Source organism: Akkermansia muciniphila ATCC BAA-835 (assembly GCF_000020225.1).
GTDB lineage: Bacteria > Verrucomicrobiota > Verrucomicrobiia > Verrucomicrobiales > Akkermansiaceae > Akkermansia > Akkermansia muciniphila.
On record NC_010655.1, the window covers coordinates 313,525 to 330,350 of the forward strand.

A 16,826-nucleotide genomic window follows, 5' to 3' on the forward strand; every position below is an offset into this window, starting at 1 on the left:
ACAATTTACCAGCGTTCCGATACCAGGAGCGGATCAGCCTCATCCGTATCCAATTCCGCCAACAGGCAGGCAACCGTTTTATGCTGGCGCGGCAGGATAAGCTCCGGCCTGATATCGGAAAGAGGTTTTAAAACAAATTTCCTCAAATGGGCTCTGGGATGGGGGAGAATCAGACGAGGAGGATCATTGACCACCATGTCCCCCACATAGATAATATCCACATCCGCCGTGCGGGGTTCACAGCGAATCCCGGAACGAATGCGCCCCAGAACCCGTTCTATACCCTGGCAATGCACAAGCAATTCCTCCACCGTACCTGGCCAGGTAAATTCCACCACGGCATTCAAATAATCATCCGCACCGTACGGACATCCCTGAGGACTGGTGGCATACAGGGAGGATTGCAAAAAAGGGTCATCAGACAGGCTCATCTGCAACAAATGATCCCTGGCCTGAACCATCAGGCTGTTTTTATCCCCAAGATTGGACCCCAGTGCAATGCCTGCTCTCTTCATCAGCAAAAAACATCGTGGCCGTTCCGGAAAAGAAGAACGGCCACGATGCCGAAAAAGTTATAATTGGGACAACCCCAGAACGTCTTCCATGGTATACAGACCCGGTTCCCTGCCTTGGAGCCAGAGAGCCGCACGAACTGCTCCGGAGGCAAATGTCATACGGCTGGACGCCTTATGGGTAAGTTCCAGCCGTTCACCATCGGAAGCAAATATTACAGTATGGTCCCCCACCACATCCCCTCCCCGCAGGGAATGCATGCCTATTTCTTTGGCGGGTCGAGGCCCTACCAACCCTTCACGGCCAAAAACCACACTATCTTCATAATTCCTGTCAATGGCGCCGGACAGGATTTCCGCCAGTGTCCGGGCAGTACCGGAAGGAGCATCAATTTTGTGACGGTGATGCATCTCCATTACCTCTATATCGCAGCTGCCTCCCAGAATCTGTGCAGCCTTGCGCGTCAGCCAGAACAGGGCGTTCACCCCTACGGAATAATTGGAAGCGAACACAATCGGAATGGATGCCGCAGCGTCCACGATCTCCTGGCGTTCCAGCTCCGTATGCCCCGTAGTGCCAATCACCAGAGGTTTGTTATTGGCAACAGCTTCCGCCAGCAGAGTGCTGGTGAAAGCGTGATGGGAAAAATCAATGGCTACGTCGCATTTGGCGAGGGCGGGATAAAGCTCCTGTCCCTGATCATGAGTAGAACCCACGCAAGTATCCGGATTCTGCGTCACCGCCTCTTGAATAGCTTGGCCCATGCGGCCCGAAATGCCTGTAACAAGAATGGAAATCATATCACTAAAATGTTAAAGAATATTGAAACGCTGAAGAAGAGCGGAAAGCTGAGCTTCCTTCTCTTCCGCCAATGGAACCAGCGGAAGACGTATGCCGGGCTGTATATCTCCCCTCATCGCCAAAGCCGCCTTGATCGGAACAGGATTGGAATCCAGAGTCATTAGCCCTTTCATCAACGGATAAAATTTCTTCTGGAGGGAAAGCATTTCCCCCATATCCTGATTCAGGCCAGCTTTGACAATGGAATTCATGATGCCCGGAACCAGATTGGATGTTACGGAAACCAATCCGCTGGCGCCACAGGCCATAAAAGGCACCGTCAGACCGTCATCGCCACACAGAACAGTGAAATTTTCCGGAACCACCTGCATCAGCTGGTTCACGCGGTCCACATTGCCGCCGGCCTCTTTCACACAAACAATATGCGGGCAATCCTTCGCCAGACGGCTGATTGTTTCCACACTGATTTCAATACCGCAACGCCCCGGAATGCTGTACAGCATAATCGGCAGACGGGTAGCGTCCGCAATAGCCTTGAAATGGGCATAAACTCCATCCTGAGAAGGTTTATTGTAATAGGGGCACACCTGGAGCGTTCCGTCTACTCCCATCTTTTCCGCTTCCTGGGTCATATGGATAGCTTCTGCGGTGGAATTAGCGCCCGTTCCCGCAATAACCTGAATACGGCCAGCCGCGATCTCCACGGCCAATTCTATTACCCTCAAGTGTTCTTTTACAGTCAAGGTGGGGGATTCTCCCGTGGTACCGACAGCCACAATGCCGGCCACGCCGGCAGCTATCTGCGCTTCCACAAGCATTCTAAAAGCCTCTTCATCGACCCGGTTGCCGGCAAACGGAGTCACAATTGCTGTATAAAGACCTTGAAACTTCATAACCTTACTTGGAAATATACTATCTTAACAGACACTTTTTGTCACGACAGAATACAGAAATATGGCACGCCTGTCAGGCATCCTGAAATACCATTCGTGAACAAATGGAGCAAAACTCCAGGCAGGAATTAAACAGGGACAGGAATGATTCCGGCCGCCTGCCGGGCCGCCAGGCAGCTTTCCTTCCATTGACCACGATATATTCCCGGTGAATATGGCGACCTTCGTTCCCACATAAAAACAACGCAGCCGCACAGGCGGAAGAAGCCAATCGAGACTGGGAAACATACCGAAATACCGGACGGTGAATTACGATCTGGCTCATTCTGACATCTCTCCGGTTCAGGCAATTTTCCAAGCCCGCGATATCTTCCACCCATACTCCCTTTTTTCCAGAACGGGAAACCATATTCACAATCATGGCCCCAGAAACAAAGGCATGTTCCAGCAAAACGGACAGACGGACACGGGAAGAACAACTCAGTCCCTGCACCTCGACTGAGGCATCTTCACAAATAATCAAATAATCAACACGTCCATAAAGAGTATGTACCAGACCAGCAAAAGAAGCCAAATCGGAAGAATGGTTCAGGCGGCCTGACATGACCAGGTGGCTGCTGCCCGGAAGACAATCAACGATATGGCAAGATTCTTCACCGGCCTCATGAAGCATGGCAACCACAGTTCCCTGACAGGCAAATGCCTTGGCTGCCAAATATCCTATATTGCCGGCGTTGCCCAGAATGACGACCACAGGTTTCTGAATGACTTGGGATTTCATATGCCGCCATTCTGACGAAAGAGTGTAATCCGTCAATACCCCACACATACTTAAGTCATTAAGAAAGAAAAAGGAATAGTTAAGAAAAAATTATATGGCCACGACATCTTACAAGAAGGAAACTAACTAAGAGAATGTAGGGGGAGAAGAACGGGACCGAGCAAGAAAAGAACAGGCCCCGCGAGTCAAGTGACTGGCGGGGCCTGATGGAAAAAAATCCCGGCGGCGACCTACTCTTGCGGGACCTGTCGTCCGACTACCATTGGCGCGGCAGCGTTTCACTTCCGGGTTCGGAACGGGACCGGGTGGGACCACTGCGCTCTGGCCACCGGGCTTCAGGGGGAAGAGGTGATTTTTTCTTCATCCTGCCTGCCCGGGAGCCCTGCTTTTTTGGGGGCTTCTGAGTGAGGGATTTTTTTCAGGGTATGTGTGTGGCGGCTAAGAAGATTTCCGTCCTTTGTGTGGGAAGGGATTCAGCGTAAACTGACATCTGCGTGGCTGGTGGTTGATGAACATGCACAGGTAAATGAGACAAGAGCAAGTTGTCATTCACGACGGGGAGTGATGTAATATGATGAAGTCAATTGGTAATTAGTATCGCTCGGCTCAATACATTGCTGCACTTACACCTGCGACCTATCAACGTGGTGGTCTTCCACGAACCTGTAGGGAAAACTCATCTTGGGAAGGGCTTGGCGCTTAGATGCTTTCAGCGCTTATCCCGTCCGCACTTAGCTACTCGGCCATGCACTTGACAGTACAACCGATGCACCAGTGGTGCGTCAGACCCGGTCCTCTCGTACTAAGGTCTGAACCCCTCAATTTTCCAACGCCCACAGAGGATAGAGGACCGAACTGTCTCGCGACGTTCTGAACCCAGCTCGCGTGCCGCTTTAACCGGCGAACAGCCGGACCCTTGGGACCTTCTCCAGCCCCAGGATGCGACGAGCCGACATCGAGGTGCCAAACCACGCCGTCGATATGAACTCTTGGGCGTGATCAGCCTGTTATCCCTAAGGTACCTTTTATCCGTTGAGCGACGGCAATTCCACTTTCTACCGCCGGATCACTTGGGCCTGCTTTCGCATCTGCTCGACTTGTTGGTCTCACAGTTAGGCGGGCTTATGCCCATGCACTCGACACCCGGTTGCCAACCGGGCTGAGCCCACCTTCGCGCTCCTCCGTTACTCTTTGGGAGGATACCGCCCCAGTAAAACTGACCGGCTGACACGGTCCTCTGGCCGGATTCACGGCTCAGGGTTAGATCCTCCAGTTTCAAAGGGTGGTGTCTCATTGATGACTCGGACGCCCCCTAAAGGGCGTCTTCAGCGTCTCCCACTTACTCTGAGCATTAAAACCGAAGAAACAATGACAGCTTACAGTTAAGGTCTATAGGGTCTTTCCGTCCTTCTGCGGGTAGGCGGCATCTTCACCGCCACTACAATTTCACTGAGCGCCTGGTTGAGACAGTGCCCAACTCGTTTCACGATTCGTGCAGGTCGGAACTTACCCGACAAGGAATTTCGCTACCTTAGGACCGTTATAGTTACGGCCGACATTCACCGGGACTTGGGTTTAGAGCTTCGCCTTGCGGCTAACCCCTTGCCTTAATCTTTCGGCATTGGTCACGTGTCACACCCTATACTTCGACTTGCGTCTTTGCAGAGTGCTGTGTTTTTGATAAACAGTCGGTTGGGCCATTTCTCTGCGGCCTGCATCGCTGCAGGCACCCCTTCTTCCGAAGTTACGGGGCTAATTTGCCGAGTTCCTTAACCAGGTTTCACTCTTACGCCTTGGTATATTCTACCCACCCACCTGTGTCGGTTTGCGGTACGGGTCGCTTAGCATACGCTGGGGCTTTTCTTGGCACTCGATCCAATGATGCGCTGAGTCCGTGGACTCAACTCGGAATTCAATAACCTAGTCATCTTTTCTCATGCGTCCCCCCAGTTTAAGGGTTGCGAGCTCAGGATTATTAACCTGATGTCCATCGCCTACGCCTCTCGGCCTCGGCTTAGGTCCCGGCTAACCCAGGGACGAAACACGTTGCCCTGGAAACCTCGGGTTTACGGCGGCCGGGGATTTCACCCGGCTTAACGTTACTCATGTCTGCATACTCACTTGCATGTGCTCCAGGGTCAGTCGCCATCGCCCTTCGACGCGCATGCAACGCTCTTCTACCACTCTGCCTTGCGGCAAAGTCCAGAGCTTCGGTATAACGCTTGATCGCCAATCATTTTCGGCGCAGGATCACTCGATGAGTAAGCTATTACGCATTTTTTAAATGGTGGCTGCTTCTAAGCCAACATCCTCACTGTCTGTGTAATCCCACATCCTTTCCACTGAGCGTTATTTAGGCACCTTAGCTGCTGATCTGGGTTGTTTCCCTCTCGACAATGAAGCTTATCCCCCACTGTCTCACTGCCACGTTCCATTGCACGGTATTCGGAGTTTGATAAGGTTTGGTAAGCGGGTGTGCCCCCTAGCCTTGTCAGTGCTCTACCCCCGCGCATCAGCACGTGACGCTGCACCTAAATGCATTTCGAAGAGAACCAGCTATCACGGGGTTTGATTAGCCTTTCACTCCTACCCTCAGCTCATCAGAGAACTTTTCAACGTTCACCTGTTCGGTCCTCCACATGGTTTTACCCATGCTTCAACCTGGCCAAGGGTAGGTCACCTCCGCTTCGGGTCCAGTACCTGCGACTTATTGCGCCCTGTTCGGACTTGCTTTCGCTGCGACTCCGGGCCGGAAGCCCTTAGTCTTGCCACAAACACTGACTCGCAGACTCATTAAACAAAAGGCACGCCATCGCAGATTGCTCTGCTCTGACACTTTGTAGACATACGGTTTCAGGTTCTATTTCACTCCGCTCACAGCGGTTCTTTTCACCTTTCCCTCGCGGTACTTGTTCACTATCGGTCGCCAACTAGTATTTAGCCTTGCGCGGTGGTCCGCGCGGGTTCATACATCGTTCCACGTGTGATGTATTACTCAGGATACCACTAATTCCCACTCTGGATTTCGTCTACAGGGCTTTCACCTTCTCCGGCCAGCCTTTCCAGGCTGTTCTACTATCCAGTATGGTCGAATATGACGTGGTCCTACAACCCCGAAGGAATACCTTCGGTTTGGGCTCCATCCGCTTTCGCTCGCCACTACTTACGGAATCGATTTCTCTTTCTTTTCCTCCGCTTACTGAGATGTTTCACTTCAGCGGGTTTCGCGTTTCATACCCTATGTATTCAGGTATGAACGATCGAGTATTGCCTCGATCAGGTTACCCCATTCGGATATCCCCGGATCATCGCTTGCTTGCAGCTTCCCGAGGCTTTTCGCAGCTTGCCGCGTCCTTCTTCGCCTGTTGGCACCAAGGCATTCACCGTACGCCCTTACTTACTTCATCATATTGCAAAAGCTGTTACCACTTCCACAATACCACAAAGCCCTTTCGTGACTTACTGTATTGTCTCATTGCTTGGTATGCATGTTTATCTTGTGTTTTGTAGTTGTTGTTCAACTACCCACTTTGTTGGAAAGCGATTGCTTCTCAGCAATCGTTTTCTTTGCCACGCAGATGTCAATTTTCGCTTTCCCTCAATAATCGATTTTGCTGGTGGGCCTGACAGGACTTGAACCTGTGACCCCGCGCTTATCAAGCGCGTGCTCTAACCAACTGAGCTACAGGCCCGGCTTTGGGTCTCTTTCCCGAAACTGGTGGAGGCACGGGGACTCGAACCCCGGACATCCAGCTTGCAAAGCTGGCGCTCTACCAACTGAGCTATACCCCCAGTTGCGGTTCTCGGTGAAAAAAGGTCGTCACGCACGTCGTGCCAGGTTTCGCTCCAGGCGTCTGGCTGTTTACACATCTTTGGTTCGTTGCGGGCCCTCGCGGGTTCCGCTTTCTCTCCCCTCGGGAAGAGATCCGACCTGTGCACTTCCGTGCACTTGCTCCATAGAAAGGAGGTGATCCAGCCGCAGGTTCCCCTACGGCTACCTTGTTACGACTTCATCCCAGTTACCAGTCTCACCTTAGGACCCTGCCTCCTTGCGGTTGGCTTCAGATACTTCGGGTGCGACCGGCTTCCATGATGTGACGGGCGGTGTGTACAAGACCCGGGAACGTATTCACGGCGCCGTAGCTGATGCGCCATTACTAGCGATTCCGGCTTCGTGTAGGCGGGTTGCAGCCTACAGTCCGAACTGGGCCCAGTTTTTAGGATTTCCTCCGCCTCGCGGCTTCGGCCCCCTCTGTACTGGGCATTGTAGTACGTGTGCAGCCCTGGGCATAAGGGCCATACTGACCTGACGTCGTCCCCACCTTCCTCCCAGTTGATCTGGGCAGTCTCGCCAGAGTCCCCACCTTCACGTGCTGGTAACTGGCAACAGGGGTTGCGCTCGTTGCTGGACTTAACCAAACATCTCACGACACGAGCTGACGACGGCCATGCAGCACCTGTGTAACGCCTCCGAAGAGTCGCATGCTTTCACATGTTGTTCATTACATGTCAAGCCCAGGTAAGGTTCTTCGCGTTGCATCGAATTAAGCCACATACTCCACCGCTTGTGCGGGTCCCCGTCAATTTCTTTGAGTTTTAATCTTGCGACCGTACTCCCCAGGCGGCACGCTTAACGCGTTAGCTCCGGCACGCAGGGGGTCGATTCCCCGCACACCAAGCGTGCACCGTTTACTGCCAGGACTACAGGGGTATCTAATCCCTTTCGCTCCCCTGGCCTTCGTGCCTCAGCGTCAGTTAATGTCCAGGAACCCGCCTTCGCCACGAGTGTTCCTCTCGATATCTACGCATTTCACTGCTACACCGAGAATTCCGGTTCCCCCTCCATTACTCTAGTCTCGCAGTATCATGTGCCGTCCGCGGGTTGAGCCCGCGCCTTTCACACACGACTTACGAAACAGCCTACGCACGCTTTACGCCCAGTGATTCCGAACAACGCTTGAGACCTCTGTATTACCGCGGCTGCTGGCACAGAGTTAGCCGTCTCTTCCTCTTGTGGTACTATCTTTTTAATTTGCTCCCACATGACAGGGGTTTACAATCCGAAGACCTTCATTCCCCCACGCGGCGTCGCACCATCAGGGTTTCCCCCATTGTGAATGATTCTCGACTGCTGCCACCCGTAGGTGTCTGGACCGTGTCTCAGTTCCAGTGTGGCCGGACATCCTCTCAGACCGGCTACCCGTCATCGCCTTGGTGAGCCGTTACCTCACCAACTAACTAATAGGCCGCGAGCCCATCCCCAAGCGCATTGCTGCTTTAATCTTTCGATACTATGCGGTATTAATCCCAGTTTCCCAGGGCTATCCCGCTCTCGGGGGCAGGTTACTCACGTGTTACTCACCCGTGCGCCACTAGAGAATTATTAGCAAGCTAGCAATTCTCTCGTTCGACTTGCATGTCTTATCCACGCCGCCAGCGTTCGTTCTGAGCCAGAATCAAACTCTCCATCAAATTAATTTTTGAAATTGCTGGACCAAATGGAATCTTGCGATTTCATTTGCGCCATGCTTCAGCCAGCTCTTCCTCCAAGTTGTGTCTCTTGAAGGCCTCTTCGCTCTGCCTCGCACGGCGCGCGTCACGACCTTTTTTCTTTCCCCTTGCTTCTACCAAACCACCCCTCTCAGAGCTAGGTCGCTCCTTCGGGCTTTTACCCCTCAGACACCTCTCGGCACCCTCGGAAAACCCTCGGCGGTTTCGGTAGTCATTCCCTTGAAATCTTCTTATCGCAACCCCTTCCGGGGTTTTCTCCGGGTGGCCGGCTCCAGCCGCTTCCAGCGCTCTTCCGAGCCCTTCAGCCGCCGGGCTTTTCATCCCGTCGCCGTGTTGGCGTGCCGAGAAATCTATCATACCACACCTTTTTGTCAATTTTTTTCGTGCTCTTTTTTGCGATTTGTTGAGATCAAAAACAAAAAAAATATCTGATTATCAACGTATTACATTTTTATTTTTTTCTAATAAAAAAGCCTCTTTCACCACGAAAGAGGCCTAAACGTTTCAGAAGTCCTAAGTTTCTCTCTACTTTTTGCCTCCTCCACTCTTTTTCTTCATGACTGCGTATTGATGAACCAGAGGCAGTTCCCGGAGGGCGTTTGCAGCATCCTTCCTTGCCTGGTCATAATCTTTTTTCTCCATTGCCATATTCATCATCACTTCATAGCAGGCGGCATTGTATCCGCCATCATCCTTCGTATTAGAATCCCTCATAATCTGGAGAGCGCGCCGAGCCGCCTTATAGCTGTATTTACGCATTTCCTCCGAGCCGTTAAGGATTTTCAGGATATAGGAAGCAAGCGAATCTTCCCGGGGGAAACGCTCCAAGACGTGGTCAAAGATATCAACCATTTTCCGATAATTTTTCTCCTTCCAAGCCTTTTCCGCCCGCACTTCCGCCACAGTAGACGCAAACCATCCGTTATCGGAAAACTGCCCTGCATTTTCCTCAATCAACTTCTGGTATTCATCAAATTTCTTTTCCCGCCTCAATTCAAAGGATTTTTTTATGACAGCATACATGGCCTGCTGGCGGGCCTTCCGTTTCGCATCTTCTTCCGCAAACCTGTTTTTGTCAAAAGAGTCCAATCTGGCAGTTTCCGCCACCCATTCGGGCATCTTCTTAATTTCTCCAGCCCACAGCAATGTTCCGTCACGAACGACGACCGCGGCGGGAAATGAGTCAAGTTTGAGCAAATCACAAAATTCAATGACCGAACGATCCGATGGAATACCGACAGGATAAGGAGTCCATCCTTCCGGCCCGGATAAATAGTCCCGCATCTGTTTTTCCGCCGACGGATTGAGCCCCAATACCACGGCTTTTACTCCCGGATGGTCTAAGAGCCCGTGTTTTTTAAGAACGGCATCAAGAGCTCTTCCAGGAGCTGTTTCTCCAAGTATATTATTGTGGCCTCTCCAGAAGCTGATGAATACGGTTTTGCCGACAGGAAGTCCTGTTAGACCGGGATGATTGAACCATTTTAATTTGCTGAACAGGGGAGTGTACTGTTTGTCTTCCTGCACTACTCCCATTTCCTGCATCTTCCTCGGAGGTTCCGGTTTTATTTCAGCAACCGCCTGATTTACAAGATTCTGAAAGGATTCCTTATTGCCTGAAAGCTGCTGCAACTTCGTCCAGGCTTTGCTGATGGACGTTAAGGAAAGCGCCTTTTCCATATCCTGCAACGCTTCTTCCATATTTCCCTGCCGTTCCCTAAGTTCCGCCATCAGTTTCCATGGCAAGGAAGCTTCCTTGTTATTCCTTCTGGAGATTTCAATACAACGGTTCAGACATCTTTCCACCAGGGCGGCATCCATTTTTCCGGCAGGCACGGATTTTCCATTTAGAAGCGTTCCCGCCACATCAATCTGTACACGGTAATTGTCCGGATACTCTTTGCACAGGTCATCCAGTACGGCCTGTGCTTCCTGGAATTTTTCCAATTCCGCCAAGACTCTGAATGGAACCATTTTCAGTTGAATGATCTGATCCTGCTGAAACTGTCCCGAATCCTGAATTTGCCTTAAAAAGGCCTGCGCTTCCCCCTTTCCTCCCTTCCGGGCAAGCTCTCCCGTTCTCTCAGAAACCTGGCGGTAGAGCTTCCATGCACGGGCGTTTGCGCCGGGATTATCCCCCGGAAGAGATGCTGCAGAAAAATCAGGCTTCAACATGGCCCGCATCATTTCTTCAGAAAGTTTTCCAGGATGCCCTCTCCAAATAAGCTTGCCGTTTTTAACGGCAAAAGCATGGGGGATGCCGTTAACCCCCATTGGAGACAGCCATTTATCCCTGGTTTTTTTCCCATCCACATCCACGGCCATGGCATAAGTAAGGGGCGATGGACGGTTTTTTAAAAATTCTTTCAGAGATTCCGGAGATTTCCTGTCCATGACGTTAACTCCGATAACCTGCATATGAGGATTATTCTTAAATGCCTGATGCAATTGTTCCATATGGGGCATAGCAGCCAGGCACGGGCCACACCAGGTAGCCCAAAATTCAAAAATGTACACTTTGTCCTTTTCCCATTCCTTTACCGGAGTTCCCTGTATCCATACATCCGGCAAACCATCCAGAGCAAGTGATGGAAGGGCATCCTCCGAAGCAACCGTTTTGTTTTCCTTTTTCTCAGAAGAAGCTGCGTGCAATGGCATTCCGGCAGACACCGCAAAGATCATGGAACACCCTAAAACCAACAGAGAGGAATTTAACATGGTAACACGGTACTATCGTAACCTTCTGCGTCAAGCCAATAGAAAAAGAAAAGGAAAGATAGAAGAGCCGTTATCGTGTTCTTTCCACCAGAATAAAATGCAAAATAATCCCAAAAAGAAAAGATATTAATCATGGAGTTTTTCATATGGAATAAGAAAACAAACACGCTCAGCATCCACACTTTTTTGAGTTTCATTGGATTTAGGAAAAATGATTTACCTTTTTGGATACACAAAGACAATATTATTTTCTAAAATAGAAAATATGCCAGAAATGGCTTGCCAGATTTTTCTGAATGCGAAAAATGCGCTCATGGATGAAATGAAGTCCAGTATCAGAAAGTTTCTCGCTCTTACGAAAATGACCCGGGACGAATTTGCCGACCTTTGCGGCGTCAGCAAAAGTCAGGTCGATAAATGGCTTTCCACTGTTCCAATTCCCCGTGCCAGACAACGCCTTATCATCAGAATCATGAAGGAAGAGTACGCCAAACAGGCACGCCTGGCTCAAACAAAAAATCCGAACAGCATCCACGTTCCCGTTACTCCTCAAAAGTATGAAAAGTTCAGGAATGAAGCTGAACGCCATGGCCTGACCGTTCCGGAATGGGCGAGTGAAGCACTGGATGCTCTTTCCAGCATCAAAAGCAGAAGCTGAAAAGAGGATCCGATATTCCGGATCGATTCCAGAGAAAGAGAAAATAGTGTTGTTATCGCCTCTTCCCTATCTTTTCTTTCATTACAAATCTGCACAAATTCATGTCTGACGACGATATACGCATTTTGGTGAAGGAGTGGCTACAAAGCCAAAACCGCAAGTCCTATCAATTGGCGGAGGAGATAGGCATCCGGCCGCAAACTTTTTACGCACAGATGAGCGTTCGTAAAATATCGGCCAATACCAAAAAAGCGCTTTCCCGCATCATTCCAGGCCTGGTTTCCGATTCAGATCTGAATCCACCTTCCAATACGGAAGAATGTGACCCGAAAAAACTCAGAATCAAGGAATGGCTCCGGGCTCACGGCAAAACACGCCGATGGCTTGCGGAACAATGCCGCGTTTCCGTCCGCACCGTACATACCTGGTTTACTGCACGCGGTAACATTCCTGTCACCCAATATCTCTTTATCGATAAGCTGATGAGTGAAGGCGAGTCGTGGAAAGTTCAGCTTCCCAATACCATTCCCGTGAATTTTCCGGAAACGGAAATGGAAATTGTTCACAAATTCCAGAAACTACATCCGGACATAGATCTTCCTATGTACGGCATGCATAAAATCCTGGAGTTATGCGTTAATGTACTCACTCAGGATGAATATTCAAAGACGTCTCCATACTCCCGTATTACCAATACCGGAGAGATTCGCCACCGCCGGATAAAATAAGAATTATTCAAAAGTTCAAATTTTCTTTTCCACGGGAGCATTTCTGAAAATGCACTGTTTGCATACCCATGCCGGTATTTTTCTAAAACATCGCAGGTTCTCCGCCAGCCTGGCCTTCCGGGCCATTCTTCTTAATCTTTCACGGAACCCTTTCATTTTTTTGTTCCTTTTACCACGACGGCCACAGACTATCCTATCTCTCAACACAGAGAAAAAATCTTCAGCCACATTACATCATCCCTCCAGTTTCAAAAATCAATCACTATTGATTGGAAAAACAGTCCGAACCATGCGTAATAGTGCTTCTATGCAGCCTGTTCACCAGAGTTAACCATACTTACCTTGCCTCTCCATTTTTAAGAAAGCCGGCTTTTGGTGAAAAAGCTCTTATCGCATGAAAAACCCCGTATTCTTAAAAAGAATACGGGGTTAAAAAATGGCACGTCCAACTGGATTCGAACCAGTGACCCACTGCTTAGAAGGCAGTTGCTCTATCCAACTGAGCTATGGACGCATGATGCGGCAAAAGAGTAACAGAGTTCATCTCAACTTGGCAAGCCCGGATCTTTGAAAAGCGCGCTTTAAGCGCCGGAGCAGCGGTCATGCGTAAAAGGTATGTCCACCAGGGTCGCTCCAAACTTCCGCACCAGAGGCTCCTGACAAGAAAACATGCGTTCCCGTTCCTCCGGTTCCGTATCTATATATCCGTGCAGATGCAGAAGACCATGCACCATGTACCGGAAAAGTTCTCTGAAAACAGGTTCTCTGAATTCCGAAGCCTGCCGGATAGCGGTATCAAAGCTGACGATGATCTCTCCTATTCCGTCTCCATGCGGAAAAGTAATGACATCCGTCGCCGTCGGATCATTCAAAAAACGGGCATGCACATCCCGGATGACGTCATCGGAAACCACGCTGATTTCTACTTCATCCAATCCGGAAAGTACGGGGACAGGACCTTCAGGCAACGCCAACACGGACGGAAGACAACTCTCCAAGGCTCCAATCAGGGCATCCGTAACGGATGAACTGAGCCTCCCCTCCCCCAAATGATTGTAGAGTTCAAGATTCGGTTTCATTTTCCTCCGCATCCGCTCCGTTCTTCATCTCCGTTTCCGTGGATTTTCCCTCTTGAAGGGTTCCGGCATCGGGCAACTCCATGATTTCAGGAACGGCTTTTCCTTCACCTTCCTTTTTCACCGCTTTCTCTTCTTTTTCCCTGACGGACACATCAGAGAAAGCATTTTTCTCAATTTTTGCCTCCGGATTGTGAGAAGGATAGGCAATGCGGTTGTGGTGGATGCTTTTCAGCGTCTTAATGAAACTGTTGCGAATCTTTTTGAGATCTCCGAAGGTAAGGCCGCAATCGTCCAAATGGCCGTCCACCACCCGTTGCTTCAAAAGTTCATCCACCCTTTTCTGCATTTCCTCACAGGAAATTTTACCCATGGAGCGCGTGGCGCTTTCCACGATGTCCGCCAGGCTGACGATTCCCGTTTCCTTGCTCTGCGGGTTGGGCCCCTTGTAACGGAAGTTGGATTCCACCACCTCCGGGACGTCATCCGGAGACGCCAGGCCGCTTTCCACGCGGCTCAGAATCTCATCACGGTATTGGAGGGCTTTCCGGTAAAAGAAGTAAGCCAGTGACGTGCCGTGATGCTGCTCTATAACGTCCACCAAAGGACGCGGAAGGTTGTTCTCCCTGGCCAATGCCACCCCGTCCTGAACGTGGTCGATGATGATACGGGCGCTCATGCTGGGCGTCAGCTCATCATGGGGATTGGGGCCGTCCATGATATTTTCAATGAAATAAAGGGGGTTTTGCATCTTGCCAATGTCATGGTAGTAGGCCTCCACCCGGCATTCAATGGGATTGGCCCCAATGGCTTCCGCCGCAGCTTCCGCCAGCTGGGCAACCATCAGGCAATGGTGAAAGGTTCCCGGAGCTTCCATTTGCAGCCTTTTCATGAGAGGGCGGTTCATATCCGCCATTTCCAGCCAGGAAATGGGCGTAATGATTTTAAAAGCTCCTTCTATGATAGGCAGGACACCGCTGATCAGCACGCTGGTCAGCATGCTTACGCCAAAAGCCACGGCCAGGCAAACCAGAACTCCAGTAAGGTTGTAGTCCCATGCCTGGAGATTGATGACACCCATGATGCAACACAGCACCATGACAAGCAGCCCCACAAAGAAGCCCGCTCGCAGCAACTGAGCACGATTCCGCAGGTTATGGGTAAGCAACACGGTAAGCATGCCGGAGAGAGAGCTCAGAATCCAGAATTGGACCTGCTTTTCCGGAGCATATTGCTCCGGCAGAATGAAAAATCCGCCAAGCATGCAGATGGAAATAGTGGCAAACATGCCCAAAAGAGGTCCCAGCAGCACCGTGACAACCAACGGAGCCATCATATAGGGAAGGTACAAAAGTTCATTGCCTATATCGGAAGTAATGTCAGCCGTTACATGCCGGATGAGACCAAAAAACAGGAGCTGGACCAGAACCGCCCCCCACGTGACGACAAAGGTTTTGTTTTTCCTGCGCAGGGAACCGGCGCATAACCAGTACATAGGCATCAGCGCCAGCGTCACGGAAAAAAGCAGAAAAGCTTCCGACACATGATGCCATATGGATTTTCCCCAGTGGGGACTGTAACTGCCCATCCATTGAAGCACGATGAAAACCAGCACGCACAACCCGACGGATACCGCCAGGCTGGAATCCAAACGGTCACCGGCTGAACGGGACACGGAGGCAGCCCCTTCCGGGGAGGCACTTTCTTTTGCCGCTGCGGCGGCATGCTTTTTCAGAAAATGAAACATGATAATTATTTGGGGTACACTTCGGCAACCTCCGGAATAGTGCCCAGCCGGGCCATCTCCTCTTCTATGAGGGGGTTGACGCCCTGCTGCACCATTTCCATGGAAACTCTCAGGGCATTGCGAATGGCTACAGGGGTAGAACTGCCATGCGCAATGATGGTCACGCCCCTGACGCCCAGAAGAGGGCTTCCCCCTACGGAGTCCGCAGAAAGGCGCGCTTTCATGGCACGGAATGCTCCGGAGGCGCAGGCAGCTCCAACCATACGGAACGGATTTGCCTTAAGTTCCTCTTTCAGCCATTTGCTGAAAGCCTTGGCGGTAGCCTCGCATGTTTTCAACAGGACGTTTCCGGTAAAACCGTCTGTCAGAGCCACATCTATTTCATGTTCAAAAAGATCGTGGCCTTCCACATTTCCTACGAATTTAAAAGGGAGCGCACCGCGCTCCTCCAAATGCTTCAACAGACAAAAAGTTCCCTTGGTAAAATCTGTTCCCTTTTCATCTTCAGAGCCATTGCTCATAACTCCCACCTTAGGCATCTGTTTGCCGTAAACAGAACGCGCCAGAATGCTGGCCATAACGGCATACCCTACCAAATGCCGGGGCTTGGCATCCGGGTTGGCTCCGGTATCAGTCACATTGCAGACTCCGAATTCATTCGGAAGCTGGGTCACAATGCCCGCACGTTCCACACCATCCAGCAACCTCAGTTTGACGGTGGCAGCCGCTACAGCCGCCCCCGTATTGCCCGCGCTGACCACGGCATCCGCATCTCCGGACTTGACCAGATCCACGGAAATGGACATGGATGAATTTTTTTTCTTTCTCACCGCCAACAATCCGGATTCATTCATTTCCACAACTTCCGCAGCCGGAACGATCTCCACGCGCGGGCCGGAAAGCCCCCAGCGGTCACAAGAGCTGCGCACCGTTTCTTCCCTTCCCACAAGATAAATTTTTTCAATGAGAGGAAAATCCTGCAGGGCCCGCTTCGCCCCGTCCACGTTAATATCGGGCGCGTTGTCGCCGCCCATCACATCCAGTGCAATCTTCATATTATCTGTTGAAGAAATGTGTTAGCAGAAAAAACAGTCCGCTTCAAGCAAGTTCAGCCGCTTTGCGAAGCAAAAGCGGCTGGAAAGTCTATATGATAGCGCCGCAATACGGCGATAATTTTCAAGGCAAATGCGGCGCCCGCGGAACTTACGCTTCCGCTTTCACCACAATTTCCTTGCCGGAACGGGTCGTGTACGTACCGCAATTGGGGCAAGCGGTATGGCCGGGGGTGCTGCTGCCGCAATTCTGGCACTTGCGGAGCTTCGGCGCGCGCCATGCCTGAGCGGCAAGGCGGGTACGCTGCTTCATCTTGGACGTTCTGCGCTTAGGTGCTGCCATAATTT

At 50.9% G+C, this 16,826-nt stretch carries 12 protein-coding genes, 3 tRNA genes and 3 rRNA genes; 2 read left to right on the forward strand and 16 right to left on the reverse strand.

Going from position 1 to position 16,826, the window contains the following annotated elements:
- Positions 1–5: 5 nt before the first annotated feature.
- From folK to AMUC_RS01480, 11 genes are all read right to left on the reverse strand, one after another.
- On the reverse strand, positions 6–515 hold the full coding sequence (gene folK, locus AMUC_RS01430) for a 2-amino-4-hydroxy-6-hydroxymethyldihydropteridine diphosphokinase (protein ID WP_012419314.1): 510 nt from the start codon (positions 513–515) through the stop codon (positions 6–8).
- 57 nt (positions 516–572) lie between these two features.
- Positions 573–1,313 (reverse strand): 4-hydroxy-tetrahydrodipicolinate reductase, encoded by a 741-nt coding sequence (dapB, locus tag AMUC_RS01435; RefSeq protein ID WP_012419315.1) that lies wholly within the window; start codon positions 1,311–1,313, stop codon positions 573–575.
- A 12-nt stretch (positions 1,314–1,325) separates the two neighbouring features.
- Positions 1,326–2,207, reverse strand: a complete 882-nt coding sequence (dapA, locus tag AMUC_RS01440; RefSeq protein WP_012419316.1) for a 4-hydroxy-tetrahydrodipicolinate synthase — start codon at positions 2,205–2,207, stop codon at positions 1,326–1,328.
- A gap of 73 nt (positions 2,208–2,280) precedes the next feature.
- Positions 2,281–2,988 (reverse strand): hypothetical protein, encoded by a 708-nt coding sequence (locus AMUC_RS01445; RefSeq protein WP_031930123.1) that lies wholly within the window; start codon positions 2,986–2,988, stop codon positions 2,281–2,283.
- Positions 2,989–3,205: 217 nt separating this feature from the next.
- A 5S ribosomal RNA gene (gene rrf / locus AMUC_RS01450) occupies positions 3,206–3,321 on the reverse strand.
- A gap of 238 nt (positions 3,322–3,559) precedes the next feature.
- Positions 3,560–6,395 (reverse strand): 23S ribosomal RNA (locus AMUC_RS01455).
- A 208-nt stretch (positions 6,396–6,603) separates the two neighbouring features.
- Positions 6,604–6,680 (reverse strand) — tRNA-Ile (locus tag AMUC_RS01460).
- A gap of 24 nt (positions 6,681–6,704) precedes the next feature.
- Positions 6,705–6,780, reverse strand: a tRNA-Ala gene (locus AMUC_RS01465).
- Between the two features lie 168 nt (positions 6,781–6,948).
- Positions 6,949–8,460 (reverse strand): 16S ribosomal RNA (locus AMUC_RS01470).
- The 16S, 23S and 5S rRNA genes sit together here with 2 tRNA genes alongside, the layout of an rRNA operon.
- Positions 8,461–8,502: 42 nt before the next feature.
- Complete coding sequence (locus tag AMUC_RS01475) at positions 8,503–8,856, reverse strand: hypothetical protein (RefSeq protein WP_042447530.1); 354 nt, start codon at positions 8,854–8,856, stop codon at positions 8,503–8,505.
- A gap of 168 nt (positions 8,857–9,024) precedes the next feature.
- Complete coding sequence (locus tag AMUC_RS01480; RefSeq protein ID WP_012419318.1) at positions 9,025–11,217, reverse strand: thioredoxin-like domain-containing protein; 2,193 nt, start codon at positions 11,215–11,217, stop codon at positions 9,025–9,027.
- 211 nt (positions 11,218–11,428) lie between these two features.
- Between AMUC_RS01480 and AMUC_RS01490 the strand changes: the two genes are divergently transcribed.
- Together AMUC_RS01490 and AMUC_RS01495 are read left to right on the forward strand one after the other, a co-directional pair.
- The gene (locus tag AMUC_RS01490; RefSeq protein ID WP_012419319.1) at positions 11,429–11,875 is read left to right on the forward strand and encodes a helix-turn-helix domain-containing protein; all 447 of its coding nucleotides are present in this window, start codon (positions 11,429–11,431) and stop codon (positions 11,873–11,875) included.
- A 101-nt stretch (positions 11,876–11,976) separates the two neighbouring features.
- The gene (locus AMUC_RS01495) at positions 11,977–12,603 is read left to right on the forward strand and encodes a helix-turn-helix domain-containing protein (protein WP_012419320.1); all 627 of its coding nucleotides are present in this window, start codon (positions 11,977–11,979) and stop codon (positions 12,601–12,603) included.
- A 437-nt stretch (positions 12,604–13,040) separates the two neighbouring features.
- Here AMUC_RS01495 and AMUC_RS01500 read toward each other — a convergent pair.
- The 5 genes from AMUC_RS01500 to rpmF form a co-directional block, all read right to left on the reverse strand.
- Positions 13,041–13,117 (reverse strand) — tRNA-Arg (locus tag AMUC_RS01500).
- Positions 13,118–13,184: 67 nt separating this feature from the next.
- A complete protein-coding gene (ybeY, locus tag AMUC_RS01505; protein WP_012419321.1) occupies positions 13,185–13,682 on the reverse strand; it encodes an rRNA maturation RNase YbeY in 498 nt (165 codons plus the stop codon).
- Positions 13,666–15,426 carry an HD family phosphohydrolase gene (locus AMUC_RS01510; protein ID WP_012419322.1) on the reverse strand — a complete coding sequence of 587 codons (1,761 nt, stop codon included), beginning with the start codon at positions 15,424–15,426 and terminating at the stop codon, positions 13,666–13,668. Before AMUC_RS01510 ends, ybeY begins: the two co-directional genes overlap by 17 nt.
- 5 nt (positions 15,427–15,431) lie before the next feature.
- Entirely contained in the window at positions 15,432–16,481 is a 1,050-nt protein-coding gene (plsX, locus tag AMUC_RS01515) for a phosphate acyltransferase PlsX (protein ID WP_012419323.1), read from the reverse strand.
- A gap of 148 nt (positions 16,482–16,629) precedes the next feature.
- Positions 16,630–16,821, reverse strand: coding sequence for a 50S ribosomal protein L32 (gene rpmF / locus AMUC_RS01520; protein ID WP_012419324.1), 192 nt, complete (start codon positions 16,819–16,821; stop codon positions 16,630–16,632).
- Positions 16,822–16,826: the final 5 nt, after the last annotated feature.

Bases quoted from the DNA above. Each gene is read 5' to 3' on its own strand.
- plsX (WP_012419323.1), bottom strand. From the start codon at position 16,481: ATGAAGATTGCACTGGATGTGATGGGCGGCGACAACGCGCCCGATATT.
- AMUC_RS01480 (WP_012419318.1), bottom strand. From the start codon at position 11,217: ATGTTAAATTCCTCTCTGTTGGTTTTAGGGTGTTCCATGATCTTTGCG.
- dapB (WP_012419315.1), bottom strand. From the start codon at position 1,313: ATGATTTCCATTCTTGTTACAGGCATTTCGGGCCGCATGGGCCAAGCT.
- AMUC_RS01445 (WP_031930123.1), bottom strand. From the start codon at position 2,988: ATGAAATCCCAAGTCATTCAGAAACCTGTGGTCGTCATTCTGGGCAAC.
- ybeY (WP_012419321.1), bottom strand. From the start codon at position 13,682: ATGAAACCGAATCTTGAACTCTACAATCATTTGGGGGAGGGGAGGCTC.
- AMUC_RS01475 (WP_042447530.1), bottom strand. From the start codon at position 8,856: ATGATAGATTTCTCGGCACGCCAACACGGCGACGGGATGAAAAGCCCG.
- folK (WP_012419314.1), bottom strand. From the start codon at position 515: ATGAAGAGAGCAGGCATTGCACTGGGGTCCAATCTTGGGGATAAAAAC.
- rpmF (WP_012419324.1), bottom strand. From the start codon at position 16,821: ATGGCAGCACCTAAGCGCAGAACGTCCAAGATGAAGCAGCGTACCCGC.
- AMUC_RS01490 (WP_012419319.1), top strand. From the start codon at position 11,429: ATGATTTACCTTTTTGGATACACAAAGACAATATTATTTTCTAAAATA.
- dapA (WP_012419316.1), bottom strand. From the start codon at position 2,207: ATGAAGTTTCAAGGTCTTTATACAGCAATTGTGACTCCGTTTGCCGGC.
- AMUC_RS01495 (WP_012419320.1), top strand. From the start codon at position 11,977: ATGTCTGACGACGATATACGCATTTTGGTGAAGGAGTGGCTACAAAGC.
- AMUC_RS01510 (WP_012419322.1), bottom strand. From the start codon at position 15,426: ATGTTTCATTTTCTGAAAAAGCATGCCGCCGCAGCGGCAAAAGAAAGT.